The sequence below is a fragment of the Muribacter muris genome, from assembly GCF_004569585.1.
Taxonomy (GTDB): domain Bacteria; phylum Pseudomonadota; class Gammaproteobacteria; order Enterobacterales; family Pasteurellaceae; genus Muribacter; species Muribacter muris.
Genome location: NZ_SPPA01000010.1, coordinates 64888 through 81209, shown reverse-complemented (window position 1 = coordinate 81209; position 16322 = coordinate 64888). Strand labels below are relative to the sequence as shown.

At 47.1% G+C, this 16322-nt stretch carries 18 protein-coding genes and 1 pseudogene; 6 read left to right on the top strand and 13 right to left on the bottom strand.

The window, feature by feature from the left end:
• Positions 1–110 (top strand): annotated as a pseudogene (locus E4T80_RS05945) (IS1595 family transposase); the annotation flags it as partial.
• Positions 111–358: 248 nt separating this feature from the next.
• Here the strand turns inward: E4T80_RS05945 and ilvA are convergent.
• The 5 genes from ilvA to tsaA all read right to left on the bottom strand — a co-directional run bounded on the left by ilvA (position 359) and on the right by tsaA (position 4319).
• Positions 359–1885 (bottom strand): threonine ammonia-lyase, biosynthetic, encoded by a 1527-nt coding sequence (gene ilvA, locus E4T80_RS05940; protein ID WP_135056032.1) that lies wholly within the window; start codon positions 1883–1885, stop codon positions 359–361.
• 18 nt (positions 1886–1903) lie between these two features.
• Positions 1904–2485: a peptidylprolyl isomerase gene (gene slyD / locus E4T80_RS05935; RefSeq protein WP_047977216.1), complete on the bottom strand. Its 582-nt coding sequence runs from the start codon at positions 2483–2485 to the stop codon at positions 1904–1906.
• Positions 2486–2605: 120 nt separating this feature from the next.
• Positions 2606–2746, bottom strand: a complete 141-nt coding sequence (locus E4T80_RS12775; protein ID WP_167740698.1) for a hypothetical protein — start codon at positions 2744–2746, stop codon at positions 2606–2608.
• 63 nt (positions 2747–2809) lie between these two features.
• Entirely contained in the window at positions 2810–3523 is a 714-nt protein-coding gene (locus E4T80_RS05930; protein ID WP_135056040.1) for an SIMPL domain-containing protein, read from the bottom strand.
• Between the two features lie 52 nt (positions 3524–3575).
• On the bottom strand, positions 3576–4319 hold the full coding sequence (tsaA, locus tag E4T80_RS05925; RefSeq protein ID WP_135056029.1) for a tRNA (N6-threonylcarbamoyladenosine(37)-N6)-methyltransferase TrmO: 744 nt from the start codon (positions 4317–4319) through the stop codon (positions 3576–3578).
• A 116-nt stretch (positions 4320–4435) separates the two neighbouring features.
• Here tsaA and E4T80_RS05920 point away from each other — a divergent pair, with 116 nt between their 5' ends.
• On the top strand, positions 4436–5341 hold the full coding sequence (locus E4T80_RS05920) for a 1,4-dihydroxy-2-naphthoate polyprenyltransferase (protein ID WP_135056026.1): 906 nt from the start codon (positions 4436–4438) through the stop codon (positions 5339–5341).
• A gap of 15 nt (positions 5342–5356) precedes the next feature.
• Here the strand turns inward: E4T80_RS05920 and ubiB are convergent, their stop codons facing one another.
• Genes ubiB through folB form a run of 3 tightly spaced genes read right to left on the bottom strand, consistent with a single transcriptional unit; the run spans position 5357 to position 7958 of the window.
• A complete protein-coding gene (gene ubiB, locus E4T80_RS05915) occupies positions 5357–6982 on the bottom strand; it encodes a ubiquinone biosynthesis regulatory protein kinase UbiB (RefSeq protein ID WP_135056023.1) in 1626 nt (541 codons plus the stop codon).
• The gene (locus tag E4T80_RS05910) at positions 6979–7608 is read right to left on the bottom strand and encodes a ubiquinone biosynthesis accessory factor UbiJ (RefSeq protein ID WP_407662343.1); all 630 of its coding nucleotides are present in this window, start codon (positions 7606–7608) and stop codon (positions 6979–6981) included. Before E4T80_RS05910 ends, ubiB begins: the two co-directional genes overlap by 4 nt.
• Entirely contained in the window at positions 7602–7958 is a 357-nt protein-coding gene (gene folB / locus E4T80_RS05905; RefSeq protein ID WP_047977238.1) for a dihydroneopterin aldolase, read from the bottom strand. Before folB ends, E4T80_RS05910 begins: the two co-directional genes overlap by 7 nt.
• Positions 7959–8034: 76 nt before the next feature.
• Here folB and plsY point away from each other — a divergent pair, with 76 nt between their 5' ends.
• The gene (gene plsY / locus E4T80_RS05900; protein WP_135056017.1) at positions 8035–8625 is read left to right on the top strand and encodes a glycerol-3-phosphate 1-O-acyltransferase PlsY; all 591 of its coding nucleotides are present in this window, start codon (positions 8035–8037) and stop codon (positions 8623–8625) included.
• On the opposite strand, the gene recR is transcribed toward plsY, so the two are convergent.
• Both recR and E4T80_RS05890 read right to left on the bottom strand, forming a co-directional pair.
• Positions 8626–9237: a recombination mediator RecR gene (recR, locus tag E4T80_RS05895; RefSeq protein ID WP_047977246.1), complete on the bottom strand. Its 612-nt coding sequence runs from the start codon at positions 9235–9237 to the stop codon at positions 8626–8628.
• A gap of 56 nt (positions 9238–9293) precedes the next feature.
• Positions 9294–9623: a YbaB/EbfC family nucleoid-associated protein gene (locus E4T80_RS05890; protein ID WP_047977236.1), complete on the bottom strand. Its 330-nt coding sequence runs from the start codon at positions 9621–9623 to the stop codon at positions 9294–9296.
• 195 nt (positions 9624–9818) lie between these two features.
• On the opposite strand from E4T80_RS05890, the gene E4T80_RS05885 reads away from it, so the two are divergent.
• The 3 genes from E4T80_RS05885 to E4T80_RS05875 all read left to right on the top strand — a co-directional run bounded on the left by E4T80_RS05885 (position 9819) and on the right by E4T80_RS05875 (position 11950).
• Positions 9819–10607: a glycosyltransferase family 32 protein gene (locus tag E4T80_RS05885; protein WP_135056014.1), complete on the top strand. Its 789-nt coding sequence runs from the start codon at positions 9819–9821 to the stop codon at positions 10605–10607.
• A gap of 35 nt (positions 10608–10642) precedes the next feature.
• The gene (xerD, locus tag E4T80_RS05880) at positions 10643–11536 is read left to right on the top strand and encodes a site-specific tyrosine recombinase XerD (protein WP_135056011.1); all 894 of its coding nucleotides are present in this window, start codon (positions 10643–10645) and stop codon (positions 11534–11536) included.
• A 120-nt stretch (positions 11537–11656) separates the two neighbouring features.
• Positions 11657–11950: a DUF5389 family protein gene (locus tag E4T80_RS05875; RefSeq protein WP_135056008.1), complete on the top strand. Its 294-nt coding sequence runs from the start codon at positions 11657–11659 to the stop codon at positions 11948–11950.
• Between the two features lie 50 nt (positions 11951–12000).
• Here the strand turns inward: E4T80_RS05875 and E4T80_RS05870 are convergent, their stop codons facing one another.
• The 3 genes from E4T80_RS05870 to E4T80_RS05860 form a co-directional block, all read right to left on the bottom strand.
• Positions 12001–12630 carry an FKBP-type peptidyl-prolyl cis-trans isomerase gene (locus E4T80_RS05870; RefSeq protein ID WP_047977232.1) on the bottom strand — a complete coding sequence of 210 codons (630 nt, stop codon included), beginning with the start codon at positions 12628–12630 and terminating at the stop codon, positions 12001–12003.
• A gap of 201 nt (positions 12631–12831) precedes the next feature.
• Positions 12832–15102 carry a 5-methyltetrahydropteroyltriglutamate--homocysteine S-methyltransferase gene (metE, locus tag E4T80_RS05865; protein ID WP_135056005.1) on the bottom strand — a complete coding sequence of 757 codons (2271 nt, stop codon included), beginning with the start codon at positions 15100–15102 and terminating at the stop codon, positions 12832–12834.
• A 392-nt stretch (positions 15103–15494) separates the two neighbouring features.
• On the bottom strand, positions 15495–16310 hold the full coding sequence (locus E4T80_RS05860; protein WP_135056003.1) for a Slam-dependent surface lipoprotein: 816 nt from the start codon (positions 16308–16310) through the stop codon (positions 15495–15497).
• Positions 16311–16322: the final 12 nt, after the last annotated feature.

Below are 16322 nucleotides of genomic sequence, written 5' to 3'. Positions count from 1 at the left end.
AAGAGCATTTTGAACTGTATTTGAAGGAATGTGAATGGCGTTTTAACCACAGTGAAATAAAAGTTCAATTTTCCATTTTAAAACAATTAGTAAAGCAGAATTTATTCTAGTTATCTAGTACAGCCCCTAAAACAAAGACAATGAAATAATAAAAAAAATTACGGTTAAACCATTAAATATCAATGGAGATAGCCAATTTATCCGAGGGGTTAAAATAGCGGAAAATACCCAGATTTTGTGAAATGATTGCGACAAGAGGATAAAAAAGGACGCCGATTGTGGCGTCCTGACAAAGTAGAAATACTGTGCTATGCGGGCGGGAAATTGCAAAAAATCACGCCGATCCCGCCCGCTTGCGTTACCTTAAAAAGTAGCGATAGGCAGGGCTTTCGCTAACATTTTGATAGCGATAGCCCAGACGGTCTAAATCCTGCCGGAAAGCGGTGTGATCCGCCTCATTCATTACAAATGCAGCGAGGATATCCCCGTAATCCGCGCCGTGTGCACGGTAGTGGAACAGTGAAATATCCCAGTTTGACAACACCTGTAAGAACTTGAGCAATGCCCCTTTCTGCTCCGGAAATTCAAAGCTGTAAAGCTGCTCTTGTTCAACGGAAATTGCCCGCCCGCCGACCATATAACGGATATGGGTTTTCGCAATATCATCTTCCGACAGATCGGTAACTTGGAATTGATTATGTTGTAAGTCCTTGATAATTTCAGACTTTTCACTGTTGCCGCTGATCCGCACCCCAACAAAAATGCAGGCTTGTTCATCGTTGGCATGGCGGTAGTTAAATTCTGTCACCGCACGGTTGCCGATTAACTGGCAGAACCTCAAAAACGCCCCTTTTTGTTCCGGAATGGTTACCGCCAGTAAGGCTTCGTGTTTTTCACCGATTTCACAACGCTCGGATACATAACGCAAAGTATGAAAATTCAAATTTGCGCCGGACAAAATACAGGTAAGGTTTTTTCCCTGCACATTATGTTGCGCAATATATTTTTTCAACCCTGCTAACGATAATGCACCTGACGGTTCTGCCACCGCACGCACATTCTCAAATACATCTTTAAGTGCGGCACAGATTTCATCATTATCCACCAACACGACATCATCGACATATTGTTGGCAAAGCCGGAAAGTTTCATCGCCGATACGTTTAACCGCTACCCCGTCCGCAAACAGCCCGACCCGTGCTAAGTCTATCGGCTGCCCCGCTTGTAGTGCGTGGAACAAACAAGCGGAATCTTTAGATTCCACCCCGATAATTTTGATGGTCGGCATCAACTGCTTAACCAGCACAGCAATACCGGCAATCAAACCACCGCCGCCAACCGGCACGAAAATATAGTCTAAATCGGCATTCTGTTGCACTAACTCCATTCCGATTGCCCCTTGCCCTGCAATGACGAGCGGGTGATCGAAAGGGTGAACGAAGGTCATATTCAGCTCTTTAGACAGCTCAATCGCTTTGGCTTTGGCTTCATCAAAATTTGCACCGTAGAGCAACACTTCACCGCCAAACCCTCGCACTGCCTCAACTTTAATCGCCGGCGTATTTTGCGGCATCACAATCAGCGCTTTTAAACCGAGATGTTTAGCGGAAAGGGCGACCCCTTGAGCGTGATTACCCGCCGAAGCGGCGATTACACCGGCTTGTTTCTGGGCAGGGGAAAGGCTTGAGATCATCGCATAAGCGCCGCGCAGTTTAAAACTATGCACCGGTTGGCGATCTTCCCGCTTAATTGAGATGTGATTGCCCAAACGCGCGGAGAGTTTCTCCATTTTTTGCAGGGGCGTAACTTGGGCGAGATCGTAAATTTTAGAGCTTAAAATGGCACGGAGATAATCCGTGCCGTTGAGTGAATGTTCACGTTCCATTGTCCATCCACCTTGAGATTAGTGGCTACAGCCGCAACCGCCGTGTCCGTGATGATGGTGGTCGTGATCGTGGTGATGACCGCCGCAGCCACAGCCGTGGCCTTCTTCATCGCTGTCGTGTCCGCAGCAACCGCCCTCTTGGTGAATATGACCGTGGGCGATTTCTTCTAAGGTTGCTTCACGGGTCGCCACCACTTCCACACTGAACAGCAACTCTTGACCGGCTAGCATATGGTTACCGTCCACGACCACTTCATCACCGTCCACTTCGGTAATCACCACAGGGAGCGGACCTAAATCGGTATCGGCGATAAAACGCATACCGACTTCAAGTTCGTCCACGCCCATAAACACCTCTTTCGGCACACGTTGCACCATATTCTCGTTGTATTCGCCGTAGGCTTCTTCCGGTTTCACACGCACTTCAAACGTATCGCCAACCGCTTTACCTTCTAACGCATTTTCTAAGCCGATCACCAAGTTATTATGACCGTGTAAATATTCAAGGGGCTGCTCAACCGGTGCTTCATCAACTAATACGCCGTCTTGAGTACGAACTTGGTAAGCAATGGCAGGCACAACATTTTTTGCGATTTTCATAAAGATTCCTTTGTGTAATGTAAATAGTAGTCGGCATTGTAGCCTGTTATGGCAGATTTGCAAATTTTAGGGCGAAAATACCCGCTTGCAAGCGGTCGGATTGATGGGCTTTTTAGCCAATCAATCCATAATGTCCGGCGTAACGGCATCCACCACATCGACCGCCGTGCCAACTGCCGCCCCGACCACCGAGGTAACCATACACCCGCTCAAACCACCACAAAGGCAAAGTAAGCCTAAGATTTTAATCAATTTTTTCATTCTGTCTTTGTTCCTAAAAAAATGCAGCCGTTTTGGCTGCATAACATCACAAATGATAACGGCTTACTCGAATGTTACTTTACCGGACGCCGTAGCGGAGATTGTTTCCTTGCCGGCTTCAAGTGGAAGATTATCCGATTTCATTTTCATCGCACTGGCTTCCATTGCGTACATTACCCGAGGGCTTGGATAGCCTTGATGGGCGCTGTTTGGCGTATCAAGTTGAATATCACTCAACACATACTGTTTGGCATTTAAGCCCTTTTGAATGACTTCGGCTTTGTGCTGGAATTGTTTGATAATATCCAACGTCATTTCATCTTCAAGAGAAACCATTTTTTCAGGCGAAACGCTGAAATGGATATATCGAATCGCCACTTTGTCGCCAAGTTGATCCAATACTTTAGCAAGGTTTTCAAACTGCTTACTTTTTAGCTGAATATTGCCTTCCGCCGTCCAGCCGACAACCTTGCCTTTCTCGTTATATTCCACATTATGGGTGATGCCTTGAGCGGTAACCTCAATAGCCGCGTCTTGCTTGGCGTGTTCTAACACTTTATTAAGCTGAGCAGAGACGCTTTTTTTCAGGTCGGCGAGATTTTTACCGGATTGGCGGCTATATACTTCCGCTTGCATCAAATCTTTTTCAACTGTACGGCTTACTTGGGTCGAAAAATGAAAGACCGATCCCGTATTAGCCTGTGCCGGTAAGTCCGCCAAGGCACTGCTACCGGCAAACACAAGCGGTAGGATAGCGGCGTATTTTTGCAATTTCATCATAGTGTGTTCCTTAGTCAATAAAGTTGGCGTTTTGATTGCGATTTTGGGGTTAAGTTCCATTTTGAATATCAATCACTGTGGCAATGGCGACATTTTCCGCATTGATTTGCCATAAGACGTTATACCCCGCCAGTTTCATTCCGTAAATACGCTCGCTGACTTTACCCTGTTGATAGGCGGGGCGGGGATCTTGCGCGATCACTTGAGCGATAAATGCGAGCGGCTCGGTAATGCCGAACCTTGCAAAATGTCGGCAAGAATTGACCGCTTGTAACGCTTTAGCGCTAAATTCCACCTGCAATTTTGTACTTGGTTTCTGCTGGGCAAATCCCGAAAGCGCATCGGGTTCGCTATCGGCATAGGCAAGATAGGGTTTAATGTCGAAAATCGGCGTACCGTCCACCAGATCGACACTGCCCAAATGCAATTTCACCTCGCCGTTGCCTGCTTCCACCCGCTCTAGCTTGACCTTGGATAAGCCCAGCGGGTTGGGGCGGTGAGTGGCACGGCTGGCAAACACGCCGATACGCTCATTACCGCCTAACCGGGGCGGGCGTACGGTGGCGTGCCACTCCCGAGCGGGAATTTGGTGAAATTGGAAAATCAACCACAAATGGCTAAATTGGGTTAAACCTCTGACCGCATCAGGCGCATTATAGGGTGGCAGTAAGTGCAAAATCCCCTTACCTTGCGGCACTAAATCCGGCTGGCGAGGCACGGCAAATTTTTCACCGTAGGGCGAGCGAACAATCCCAATTGGGTGCAAAGTAAGAGAGCTGGTCGGATTTATCATAAAAATGCAAATTTTCTGTTAAAAATCAAAAAACGAACCGCTATTTTGTAATAATATGTCGCTTTTTTAAAGCATAATCTCGGCTATCGCCTGTTTATCCGTTTTGTAATATTGAGATGAAAACACATTCTGCCTTTTCAATTTGGTTTAGTACCGCACGCCCCAAGACCCTGCCCCTCGCCCTCGCCTCTATTTTGGTTGGCTCGGCGCTGGCATACTGGGCGGACGCCTTTGATTTAACAACCACCCTGTTAGCACTTGTTACCACAGTGCTGTTACAAATTTTATCGAATTTTGCCAACGACTACGGCGATCACGTTAAAGGATCGGATACGGCTGAACGCATCGGGCCGTTGCGGGCAATCCAACAGGGAGCGATTAGTGGCGTGCAACTCAAGCAAGCGCTGATCATTTTAGTGATCCTCTCATTTATCTCCGGCAGTCTATTAGTTGGCTATGCCTATCAAAATTGGCAGGATCTACTGGTTTTCTTCGGCTTAGGCGTATTAGCGATTGTTGCCGCCATTACCTACACAGTGGGCAAACGTGCCTATGGCTATTTAGGCTTGGGCGATCTCTCCGTGCTGATTTTCTTCGGCTTTCTCGCCGTGCTCGGCACGTTCTATTTGCAAGCGCATACTCTTTTTACAATCACGCTGCTACCGGCGCTAGGCTGCGGATTACTTTCGGTAGCCGTCTTGAATATCAACAATTTACGGGATATTGAACAAGACCGAAAGGCGGGCAAAAACACCTTTATCGTACGCATCGGCAGCCGCAACGGACGCATTTACCACGTTATCCTCATCGTCTTGGCAATCCTAGCCTACCTATTATTTGCTATCGCAGCATTAAATTGGCAAGGCTATCTCTTTCTGCTTGCCACACCACTGCTTATCAAACACGCCCGTTTTGTGTATCTCCACCAATCCCCCGCCGAACTCCGCCCAATTCTAGGACAAATGGCAGGCTTAGCACTCCTAACCAATTTATTGTTTAGTTTGGGGATTGTGTTGCAATAGATTACCCCTGATAGCCTAGCGTAATTTAAACACCAACCCCAATTCAGCGATTAAGAGCGGGACGCTCAGCCATAGGGGGAGAGCGTTAAACTGCCAGAAGGTACAGAAAATGGCGGTACTTAGAGCGAGCAAACGTAGAGAGCCACCGCGGTTATGTTGTGCTTTTAGGCTTTGGTTGATTTCCGTTAAACGTAAATTGATCTGTTTTTGTTGTTGTAGGGCTTGAAACACCGCCTCCGGCAGTTCGGCAAAATGCTCCCGCCATTGTGGCAGGCGGGTTTGGACTTGGCGGATCATCGCTTTTAGCCCCACTTGTTCATTCAACCAATCTTGCAGGAAGGGTTTTGCCGTTTGCCATAGGTCGAGCTGCGGGTAAACCTGTCTGCCTAAGCCTTCAATATAGAGCAAGGTTTTTTGCAACAAGACCAGTTGCGGCTGCACTTCCATATTAAATTCCCGCGCCACATTAAACAGGTTGAGTAGTACCTGTCCGAACGAGATTTCGGCAAGGGGCTTAGCGAAAATCGGTTCGCACACTTCACGAAACGCCTGCTCAAATGCGTCAATATCCGTGTCCGCCGGTGTCCAGCCCGACTCGACGTGCATCAGCGCCACACGGCGATAATCTCGGTTGAAAAAGGCAACAAAACTTTCCGCCAAATAGCGTTTATCGTTTTGATTCAGAGTGCCGACAATGCCGCAGTCAATGCCGATATATTGGGGATTTTCGGGGTGTGCCGGATTCACAAAAATATTGCCAGGGTGCATATCGGCGTGGAAAAAGCTATCCCGAAACACTTGGGTGAAAAACACTTGCACGCCCCGTTCTGCCAGTAATTTCATATCAGTACCGTTCGCTTTCAGGCGGGCAATATCCGATACCGGAATGCCGTAAATCCGCTCCATTACGATCACATTTTTACGGCAAAACGCCTCGTACATTTGCGGGATATAGAGCATTTCGCTCTGCTCAAAATTGGCTCGCAAGCGGGTCGCATTTGCCATTTCTTTGCGAAGATCCAACTCGCCCAGCAAGGTTTTTTCATATTCCCGCACCACTTCCACCGCCCGCAGCCGTTTGCCCTCTTTGTTAAGGCGAGGAACCCAACCGGCAAGACGGTACATTAACGCTAAATCTTGCTGAATAATCGGTTCAATGTCGGGGCGAATCACTTTAAGCACCACTTCCTGCCCGCTAAACTCGTGGTGCGCTGCAAATTTTGCGGTATGCACCTGTGCGATAGAGGCAGAGGCAAGGGCGGTTTCATCAAACTCACTAAACCATTGCTCCAGCTTGCCGCCCAACGCTTGTTCGATAATTTGGCGTGCCAATTTGCCGTCAAAAGCCTCCACCGAGTCTTGCAGCAATGCTAGTTGGTCGGCAAGTGGCGGCTCAAACAGATCACGGCGGGTCGAAAGCATTTGCCCCAATTTTATCCAAACCGGCCCTAGCTCTTGCAAAGCAAGGCGTAGCCGAACCCCAAGCGGTTGATCGGGGAACTGATTTTTCACCCAAAACAGGGATTTCCGCCCCAGCCGTAGCCCACGGGTAAGCGGTAAATTCGGAATGGCTTCGTCAATGCCGTAGCGTAAAAAAGTGTGGGTAATCCGGTAAAGGCGGCGGAGATTTTTGATGTTCATTCCATTCCCAATGTTGCAAATTTTTGTTCTAATCTGACCGCTTGTCGAGCAAGCTCATCAATTTGATCGTAGAAATCCTGCGCCTCTAATCGATGAACCAAAACAGGACGCTCTACCATTAAATTTTCAATCAAATGCTGACTGTCTTGGCGGAACTGGCTGTGGATTTTACCCCATATTTTGCCGACTAAATCCGTTGAGATCTGCGCCGGCACATCGCCGATAATGTGCGAAAGCAGCTCGGCAGGCTGTTTTTCCAGCTCGTCCAACAACATTGAAAAGTGCTGCAACACTTGCAGATCGCCGGTTAATTGCACGGTTTTTTGGTTGATCAACTCACTTAATCTCGCTTTATCCGCCAGTTTGGGCAGCGCCGTTGCCTCAAGCTGAACCGTACAATCCGGCTCGCCGTCGTATTGAGAAAGCCAATCGGTGCGGGTCGGACTAAACAGGATAAAAAAAGGCAGATTTGGCTGTTTTAGAGAAATATGTAAGATTTTACCGTCAAGTTTTCGTAAGATCGGCAAAGTTTGGGCGGAACGATTGATCAGATGATTAAAAAGGCTTTCTGCTATTCCGATACCAAAGGGGGCAAGTAATAAGGGTTGGGCGAGCGACATCAGCAACGTCCCCGTTCAACAATCACGCCGACACTCGCTGCCTGTGCGACCGCTTTCGGCTTGTGTAATTGAATGCGTAGCCATTGAATCGCATACTCTTGCTGAAGCAGATCCGCCACTTTGTGTGCGACGGTTTCGACCAATTTAAACGGCGTATTCTCCACAAAATCAAGGATTTTCTGTGAGACTTGCGCATAATCCAAGCAATATTCGACATTGTCTTCGGCGACCGCCCGCTGAAAATCCCACGCCATTTCAATATCAAACACAAGGCGCTGTTTAATGGTATGTTCCCAATCGTAAGCACCAATGGTGGCAAAGGCAGTTAGCTCGGAAATGAAAACTTTATCGCTCATCGGATCTTCCTTATTTTCCTTTTCGAAAGTTGCGGTAGAATATATCATATTTGTTCAAACAAATAAGGGGAAATCTATGAATACTACCGCTTGTTTACTCATTTTCGCGGCGTATTTGCTCGGCTCTATTTCCAGTGCCGTTATTTTTTGCCACCTCGCCGATTTGCCCGATCCGAGAGAAAACGGTTCGCATAACCCCGGTGCAACTAATGTGCTGCGGGTCGGCGGCAAACTCTCGGCGTTAGGTGTGTTGTTGGCGGATTTATTAAAAGGAATGCTGCCCGTTGCACTCGGATTTCATTTGGCACTCCCCGCCTCATCGATTGGTTTTATCGCCCTCGCCGCCTGCTTAGGTCATATTTTTCCGATTTTCTTCCGCTTTCGAGGCGGTAAAGGGGTTGCCACCGCCTTTGGTGCGATCTTGGCGATTAGCCCTGTGGTCGCAGGTATCAGCTTACTCACTTGGCTTGCCGTCTTTTTACTTTTCGGTTACTCGTCATTAGCCGCAGTAGTAACCGCTTTGACCGCCGCTTTCTATATTTGGTGGGTGCAACCGGCATTTACTTTCCCCGTTGCGTTGGTGTGCTGCTTACTGATTTATCGCCACCACGATAATATCCAACGCTTATGGCGAGGGCAGGAAGATAAGCTATGGCAAAAACGCTGATTAGAGGTTTAAGCTAATATCCCGCCGATCCGCAAACGATTGGGTAAGGGTTGTACCGTCCACCATTTCCAACGCACTACCGAACGGAATGCCGTGCGCAATGCGACTGACTTTGACATTATGAAACTGGCAGATTTCGGCAATATAATTGGTTGTCGCTTCCCCTTCAATCGTCGGGTTAATCGCAATAATCACCTCGTGGAACGACTCCTGCTCCAACCGTTGCTGCAACAGATCCAAGCCGATTTCCCGTGGGCCAATGCCGTCTAATGGCGACAAATGCCCCATCAACACAAAATAACGCCCTGAAAATTGCCCCGTCTGCTCAATCGCCGGAATATCGGACGGTAACTCGACAATACAAAGCTGCCCGCTCATTTGGCGGCGGGGATTTTGGCAAATTGCGCATTCCTCTTCTTCAGTAAACGTACGGCACGATTGGCAATGCCCGATATGGCTCATCGCCTCACTCAATGCCTTTGCCAAATTCGCACCGCCACTGCGGTTACGTTGCAATAAGTGATACGCCATACGTTGGGCGGATTTCGGGCCGACCCCCGGTAATACCCGTAGGGCGTCCATTAAATTTTCGAGTAAAGGGCTTGTTTGCATAAACTTGAATTGAACATCAGCATAGAACAGAACGGCGTAATGCCGTTCAATCAAGACTAGAAAGGAAACTTCATTCCCGGCGGTAACGGCATACCGGCGGTAACAGATGCCATTTTTTCTTTTTGCATTTCATCGGCACGGCGTACCGCATCGTTAAATGCCGCCGCAATCAGATCTTCCAACATCTCTTTGTCATCTTCCATCAGCGAAGGATCGATTTCAAGCCGACGACAATTATGCGCCCCGTTAATGGTAATTTTGACTAAACCTGCCCCCGATTCGCCCGTTACTTCAAGTTGTGCGATCTCCTCTTGCATCTTTTGCATACGCTCTTGCATTTGCTGAGCTTGCTTCATCAAACCGCCTAAGCCGCCTTTTCCAAACATATTGTGTCCTCAATGAACATTAAAAAATTAAAGAGTGCCATTCTACTGAACCCTTTGGTTTGGTGCAAGCGGTCAGTTTCGTGGATTTTTTACCAAAAAGATTAAGGCAAACATCACTTAACGCTTACGGTTTGCTTTTTTTGGGCGGCATAAAATGCTAAAGTAGCGTCTCTCTTTGGCAACTCTGCGATCATAATGGTAAAAAAAGTAAAATACGAACCGATAATCGTTGTGGCAAACGGTTTACTACGGCTTTTAGGAAATTGTGTGAAAATAGCCAGCTACGGCTTTCACGCTCTTTTTCCTCAAAAACGCTTCACAATCCCTGAATTTAGTGCGGCGAAAATCACGCCCAGTCAGCCAAGTCGCATCACCAAAACCATTTGGCAAACCAATTACAGTAATCGGGTAACACTGCCGGTCTATTGCAATTACCTCTTAAACCGTCTGCTTTCATTAAATTACGACTATCGCTATGTCAGCACAGAAGCACGGGAAGCCTATCTCCAAGCCAATGCCGATGCCCGCACGTTCCACGCTTACCAACAGCTCACGGACGGTGCTGCCCAAGCGGATTTTTGGCGGATTTTCACCCTCTACCAAGAAGGCGGCGTGTATATGGATATTGACGGGCATTTAGTTTGGAATTTAGCCTCTATCATTGATCAAGACGACAGCGAAGTGGTGATTACCCGCCGCGACAAATACACCAATTTTTTCTTAGCCAGCGAAAAAGGCAACCCATTTTTAAAAGAGACGTTGGCGATCATCATCGACAATATTGAACAACGGAAGATCGACGGCGGCGTATTTCACCTCACCGGTCCCGTTACCCTAAATCAAGCGTTGGAGGGGAAAAGCGTCAATGCCCGCCGCGATAAAATCACCTGCGCACAAGGCACGTTTACCAACGAACATTTTCAATATATGGACAAAAAAATGGGCAAATGGAATCACGCTAAAAACGAAGATCTGCTCAAATAACCGTTGCACATTTTGACGCATAACCGACCGCTTGTATGAAAACCCTCGATCCGATTATGGAACAATTTTTGGATAGTCTGTGGCAAGAACACGGGCTATCTCAAAACACGCTCGCCTCTTATCGTTTGGATTTAACCGCCTTTGCCGCTTGGCAAAATACTCCGCAGCAATTTTTAACGCTGGACAGCACCGATCTACAACATTTTTTGGGGGAACGCTTAACGCAAGGTTATAAAGCAAGTAGTTCGGCACGAATGTTAAGCTGCTTACGCAAATTTTTCCGCTTTTTATGTTTGGAAAAATACCGTCAGGACGACCCAAGTGCCACGCTTATTTCGCCACGCAAGCCGGCACATTTGCCTAAATCGTTAAGTGAAGAACAGGTTTCGGATCTCCTCAATGTACCGAATACCCAAGACCCGCTCGAACTGCGGGATAAAGCGATGCTGGAGCTACTTTACGCCACGGGGCTGCGAGTAAGCGAGCTGGTTTCGCTCACTACGGGTAATTTAAGTTTGCGGCAGGGGGTAGTGCGTATTATCGGTAAAGGCGACAAAGAACGGCTTGTACCATTAGGCGAGGAAGCGAGCTATTGGATCAATCAATTTTTTGAATATGGACGGGCTGCTTTGCTGAATAATGCCCAATCGGACGTGGTGTTCCCCAGCCGCTTGGGGAAACAGATGACCCGCCAAACTTTTTGGCATCGGATCAAATATTACGCCCTGCTCGCCGGCATTGAGAGCGACAAACTCTCGCCCCACGTTTTACGCCACGCCTTCGCCACCCATTTGGTTAATCACGGCGCAGATTTAAGGGTAGTACAAATGCTGCTGGGGCATAGCGATCTCTCCACCACCCAAATTTATACACAGGTGGCAAAAGCCCGTTTGAAAGCCTTGCATCAACAATTTCACCCAAGGGGATAAGGCTTTGGTTGGTTTTAACTATCAGATTTATTTCTCGGCTTTGTGATTTGGTAGTGCCAAACCGGCACGGATTTATGGCATAATCCTGTCGTTCTATTATCCCGTCCTGTTGAGGAAAAAATGCAATCTCATTTTTCACCGTTTAGTTGGGCATTAGCGTTATTCTGCTTACCAAGCAGCCTATGGCCGTTAGCGTTATTAGTCTCGCCCAAATTTTCCGAACACCCGCAATTAACCGCCACGCAGATCGATCTGTTTTCCATCACATTTTGGGTTTACCCCTTTGTTTTGCTTACTGTGGCAGGTATTCTCTACAAAGTGCACAAAACACATCAAAACCTCGCCCGAGGGCTGCTGATCTTAGCCTTTCTCGGTTTTTATGCGCTGTGTTTTCACATTATCAGTTATATCTAATCCGCATAAAAAAACCGACCAAGCGGTCGGTTTTTAGCCTAAATATGCAATTAAAGAATATCCAATAATTCCACTTCAAAAATCAGCGTGCTAAATGGCGGAATAGATGCGCCCGCACCTCGTTCACCATAGGCTAATTGATGCGGAATGGTTAAACGCCATTTTGAACCGACAGGCATCATTGTTAAGGCTTCAATCCAGCCGGCAATCACGCCGTTTACCGGAAATTCTGCCGGCGTGCCACGTTGGACGGAGCTGTCAAATACCGTGCCGTCAATTAAAGAACCGGTGTAATGCACCCGCACTTTATCGGTTTTTGCCGGCACTTTGCCTGTCCCTTCGGTTAAAATTTCATATTGTAAGCCACTTTCAGTTTCTTTCACCGTTGCGTGTTTTTTATTTTCCGCTAAAAAGGCCTGCCCTTCTGCTTCCAACGCTTTAAAGGCTTCCGCTCTGTTCGCTTCCGCACGTTGTTGCAACGCCTGCAATGCTTTCGTTACTACATTGATGTCTAGCGCCGGCTGATTTTCGTTTAACACATCAAAAATCCCTTTGAATACTGCGTCCAACTCAAGATCTAAGCCACTGCCGAGCAACTGTTGCCCGATTTGTAAACCAATCCCGTAGCCGCCCTGTGCTTCTACGCTCTCTAATGAAATTGCGTCTAAATTAAGTGCCATAATCGTTCCTTATTAAAAATGAGTGATTTATATGGCGTTAAATTGCTGAAATACAAGGGCAAGCGGGCAGTTTTCTACGATTCTTTGCAAAATTCAATGATGTCGTAATGGAATAAAACAGGATTTGGAACGTATTTCAGGGACGCACGCCGTACGTCCCTAGATTTCTAATACGTTTTTTTAGATATTGGCTAGGCTGAATTACGCCAACTCGGCACGCAATTTTTTAGTTACGTCCATCATTACTTGTAATTGAGCAATGGTTTCCTGCCAGCCACGGGTTTTTAAGCCGCAATCCGGATTCACCCACAAACGTTCTTTCGGCACAACATTTAAGGCTTTACGCAATAAATGTTCGATCTCTTCGGCACTCGGCACGCGTGGGCTGTGAATATCGTACACGCCCGGCCCGATGTCGTTCGGGTATTGGAAATCACCAAAGGCAGTGAGCAATTCCATATCGGAACGTGAGGTTTCGATTGTGATCACATCAGCATCTAAAGCAGCAATTGCCGGCAGAATATCGTTAAATTCCGAATAGCACATATGGGTGTGAATTTGGGTATCGTCTTGGCAGCCCATTGAACTTAAACGAAACGCTTCGCCCGCCCATTGCAAATAAGCGTCCCAATCCGCCCGCTTGAGCGGTAAACCTTCACGGATTGCCGGCTCGTCAATTTGGATAACCTTAATGCCGGCTTTTTCGAGATCTGCAACTTCGTCCGACAACGCGACTGCAATCTGTTTACACACTGTGGCACGCGGCAGATCATTACGCACGAACGACCATTGTAAAATCGTTACCGGTCCGGTCAGCATTCCTTTCATCACTTTTTGAGTGAGGCTTTGGGCATATTGCGACCAACGTACCGTCATCGGCGTCGGACGGGAGACATCGCCGTAAATGACCGGCGGTTTGACGCAGCGTGAACCGTAACTTTGCACCCAGCCAAATTTGGTAAAGGCAAAACCGTCCAGCAATTCACCGAAATACTCCACCATATCGTTGCGTTCCGCTTCGCCGTGCACCAGCACGTCCAAATCCAATTTTTCCTGCTCACGCACCACATATTCGATCTCTTTCTTCATTGCCGCTTCGTAATTCTCAAGGCTCAAATCGCCTTTCTTGAAAGCGGCTCTCGCCAAGCGGATTTCCTTCGTTTGTGGGAAAGAACCGATGGTGGTAGTCGGGAAAAGCGGTAACTTGAGCCACGCATTTTGCAACTTAATCCGCTCGCTAAACGGCGATTGGCGCTGGTCGGCATTCTGCGGTAGATTTGCCAAACGCGCTGCTACGTCAGGACGGTGAATTACGCTGGAATTTGCCCGTCTATCCGCAGCGGCTTGGCTGGCGGCAAGGGCGTCTGCTACTGCGGCGCGACCTTGGTCTAACGCCGTTTTCAGCACATTTAATTCGTCCACTTTTTGCAAGGTGAAGGCTAGCCACTCATACAGATCGCCGTTTTGAGCTTTTAACTGCGTTTCGACACTTAAATCAAACGGTGTATGCAATAATGAACAACTTGGTGCAATCCACAAACGCTCGCCGAGTTTGGCTTTAAGTGGTTCAAGCACGTCAAGCACGCTATTCAGGTTTGCCCGCCAAATATTACGCCCGTCAATCACACCGGCAGACAGCACTTTATCGTAATCGGCAAAGGCAGCTAATTGTTGCGGCGCACGCACTAAATCAAGGTGTAAACCGTCCACCGCCAAGTTTTTGAGTAAATCGGCGTGTTCTGCAACCGAGCCGAAATAGGTGGCAAGCAATAATTTAGCATTGACATTACTCAATTCAGCATAGACAGCTTGATAGGCTTCCAACCACTCTGTCGGCAAATCCAAGGCTAAGGCAGGTTCATCAATTTGAATCCACTCTGCGCCTTCTGCGGCAAGCGCCTCTAAAATTTCACGATAAACCAGCACTAATTGGGTTAATAATTCAAAGCGGTTAAAGGCTTGCCCTTTCTCTTTGCCGAGCCATAAGAACGTTAAAGGTCCGACAATCACTGGTTTAACCTTTAAGCCTAACGCTTTCGCTTCCCGAATTTGATTCACATAATGCGCCGGATTAGCTTTGAATTGGGTCGCTTTGGTGAACTCCGGGACAAGGTAGTGATAGTTGGTGTCGAACCATTTGGTCATCTCAATCGCAAACTGGGTTTTGTTTCCCCGTGCGAGTTGGAAATATTGGTCAAGGGTGAGATTTTGGCTGTCAAAGCCGAAACGAGCAGGGATAGAACCGGTCGCCACTTGCAAATCTAAAATATGATCGTAAAAAGTGAAATCACCGACTGCTACAAAATCAGCATTGGCTTGCGCTTGATGCTGCCAGTTTTTTTCCCGCAACGCACGGGCAAGATCGCATAAATCCTGCTCACTGATTTCTTGCCGCCAATAACGCTCTTGGGCAAATTTCAGTTCACGCTTTGCACCGACACGAGGAAAACCGAGGATATGGAATGTTGTCATTGTAATACTCCTAAATATGATGTTGTTCATTATTTTAGCCATTTAGACGGCTAAACGCTTGAATAGAAGCATACGTCTTTTTCTGCATTATGCAACTTCATAATTTTCAAGATCATTATGAATATTTTTAATAATCCATTTCTCCCACTTATGTTGAATGCCTCAAATAAGCAAGCGGTGGGGTTGCAAAAATTTCCTGCAAACCCACCGCTTGTTAAATAGAAATCAATGTTATGCCTTAGCTCAACAAACTTGACTATCTGCACATAATGTAGAGAAGCAATGCTTGCGTCCGTTTCATAAAATCTTAACATTGTGTGATTTTATAACGGACGCCGACGTGGCGTCCCTATAATTATAATGATCTAGCTTGTTATAAATGTAGAAAAAGGCTACTGTTTAGCTCCGAAAGCGCCACCCCACGATTTACCGGCTTTCTCTTCAAATAAACCGCCGAGCTCTTGCGCTTTAGGGCCGTAGAATTTACCTTCTAAATCAGCAGCTTTTGAAAAACCGGCAGAAGTGGCTTGTCCGTTAAAACCATTTCCCTCAATTTTAGCCTTAACAGTAATCGGAGCTAATCCCTCTACATTGAAGTTACCCGTAAGCTGTTTTGAGCCAAAATCTGCTTGGAAAGCGGATTGTCCGGTTTTCCAGTCATCATCGTTAAAAGCCGGGTGCTCATTTGCTGTGAGCAGTAAACCACCATTATATGTCGCCGTGCCAGACGTCGGCATATCTTTTGTCGTACTACCATTGTAGAAAATATAAGAGTCTACAGCTTGATCATTTATCATCCCGCCATCTACACTTCCAAAGCGGACATAGCTATAGTTACCGCAACAAACTTGAAGTGATCCAATATGCATCCATCCTCCATAAAATCCCGGAAAGATGGTAGGGATTTTTTTACCTTCTACCTCAATTTCAGCCATTGAACCGTTCGTTTGCGGAGCATAACTCACCTTAACATCTTCATCTTGTAATTTACGCACTATCACATTACCTGTGGCATTAGATAATTGTGTTACATCGCCTTTTTCCGGTTGTGATTTCTCGGTTTTACCGTCAAGGGAGCTTAGCGTTTTATTTGTTTTCGGATCTTTTGCTGTGATTTCAGTATCATTACTGCCACCGCCGCTGCTTCCGCAGGCTGCCAACATTAAACAGGCAAGTGCCGTTAAACCAAATTTTATTGCATTTTTCATATTGAGTTCTCC

Bases quoted from the DNA above. Each gene is read 5' to 3' on its own strand.
- ilvA (WP_135056032.1), bottom strand. From the start codon at position 1,885: ATGGAACGTGAACATTCACTCAACGGCACGGATTATCTCCGTGCCATT.
- slyD (WP_047977216.1), bottom strand. From the start codon at position 2,485: ATGAAAATCGCAAAAAATGTTGTGCCTGCCATTGCTTACCAAGTTCGT.
- E4T80_RS12775 (WP_167740698.1), bottom strand. From the start codon at position 2,746: ATGAAAAAATTGATTAAAATCTTAGGCTTACTTTGCCTTTGTGGTGGT.
- E4T80_RS05930 (WP_135056040.1), bottom strand. From the start codon at position 3,523: ATGAAATTGCAAAAATACGCCGCTATCCTACCGCTTGTGTTTGCCGGT.
- tsaA (WP_135056029.1), bottom strand. From the start codon at position 4,319: ATGATAAATCCGACCAGCTCTCTTACTTTGCACCCAATTGGGATTGTT.
- E4T80_RS05920 (WP_135056026.1), top strand. From the start codon at position 4,436: ATGAAAACACATTCTGCCTTTTCAATTTGGTTTAGTACCGCACGCCCC.
- ubiB (WP_135056023.1), bottom strand. From the start codon at position 6,982: ATGAACATCAAAAATCTCCGCCGCCTTTACCGGATTACCCACACTTTT.
- folB (WP_047977238.1), bottom strand. From the start codon at position 7,958: ATGAGCGATAAAGTTTTCATTTCCGAGCTAACTGCCTTTGCCACCATT.
- plsY (WP_135056017.1), top strand. From the start codon at position 8,035: ATGAATACTACCGCTTGTTTACTCATTTTCGCGGCGTATTTGCTCGGC.
- recR (WP_047977246.1), bottom strand. From the start codon at position 9,237: ATGCAAACAAGCCCTTTACTCGAAAATTTAATGGACGCCCTACGGGTA.
- E4T80_RS05890 (WP_047977236.1), bottom strand. From the start codon at position 9,623: ATGTTTGGAAAAGGCGGCTTAGGCGGTTTGATGAAGCAAGCTCAGCAA.
- E4T80_RS05885 (WP_135056014.1), top strand. From the start codon at position 9,819: ATGGTAAAAAAAGTAAAATACGAACCGATAATCGTTGTGGCAAACGGT.
- xerD (WP_135056011.1), top strand. From the start codon at position 10,643: ATGAAAACCCTCGATCCGATTATGGAACAATTTTTGGATAGTCTGTGG.
- E4T80_RS05875 (WP_135056008.1), top strand. From the start codon at position 11,657: ATGCAATCTCATTTTTCACCGTTTAGTTGGGCATTAGCGTTATTCTGC.
- E4T80_RS05870 (WP_047977232.1), bottom strand. From the start codon at position 12,630: ATGGCACTTAATTTAGACGCAATTTCATTAGAGAGCGTAGAAGCACAG.
- metE (WP_135056005.1), bottom strand. From the start codon at position 15,102: ATGACAACATTCCATATCCTCGGTTTTCCTCGTGTCGGTGCAAAGCGT.
- E4T80_RS05860 (WP_135056003.1), bottom strand. From the start codon at position 16,310: ATGAAAAATGCAATAAAATTTGGTTTAACGGCACTTGCCTGTTTAATG.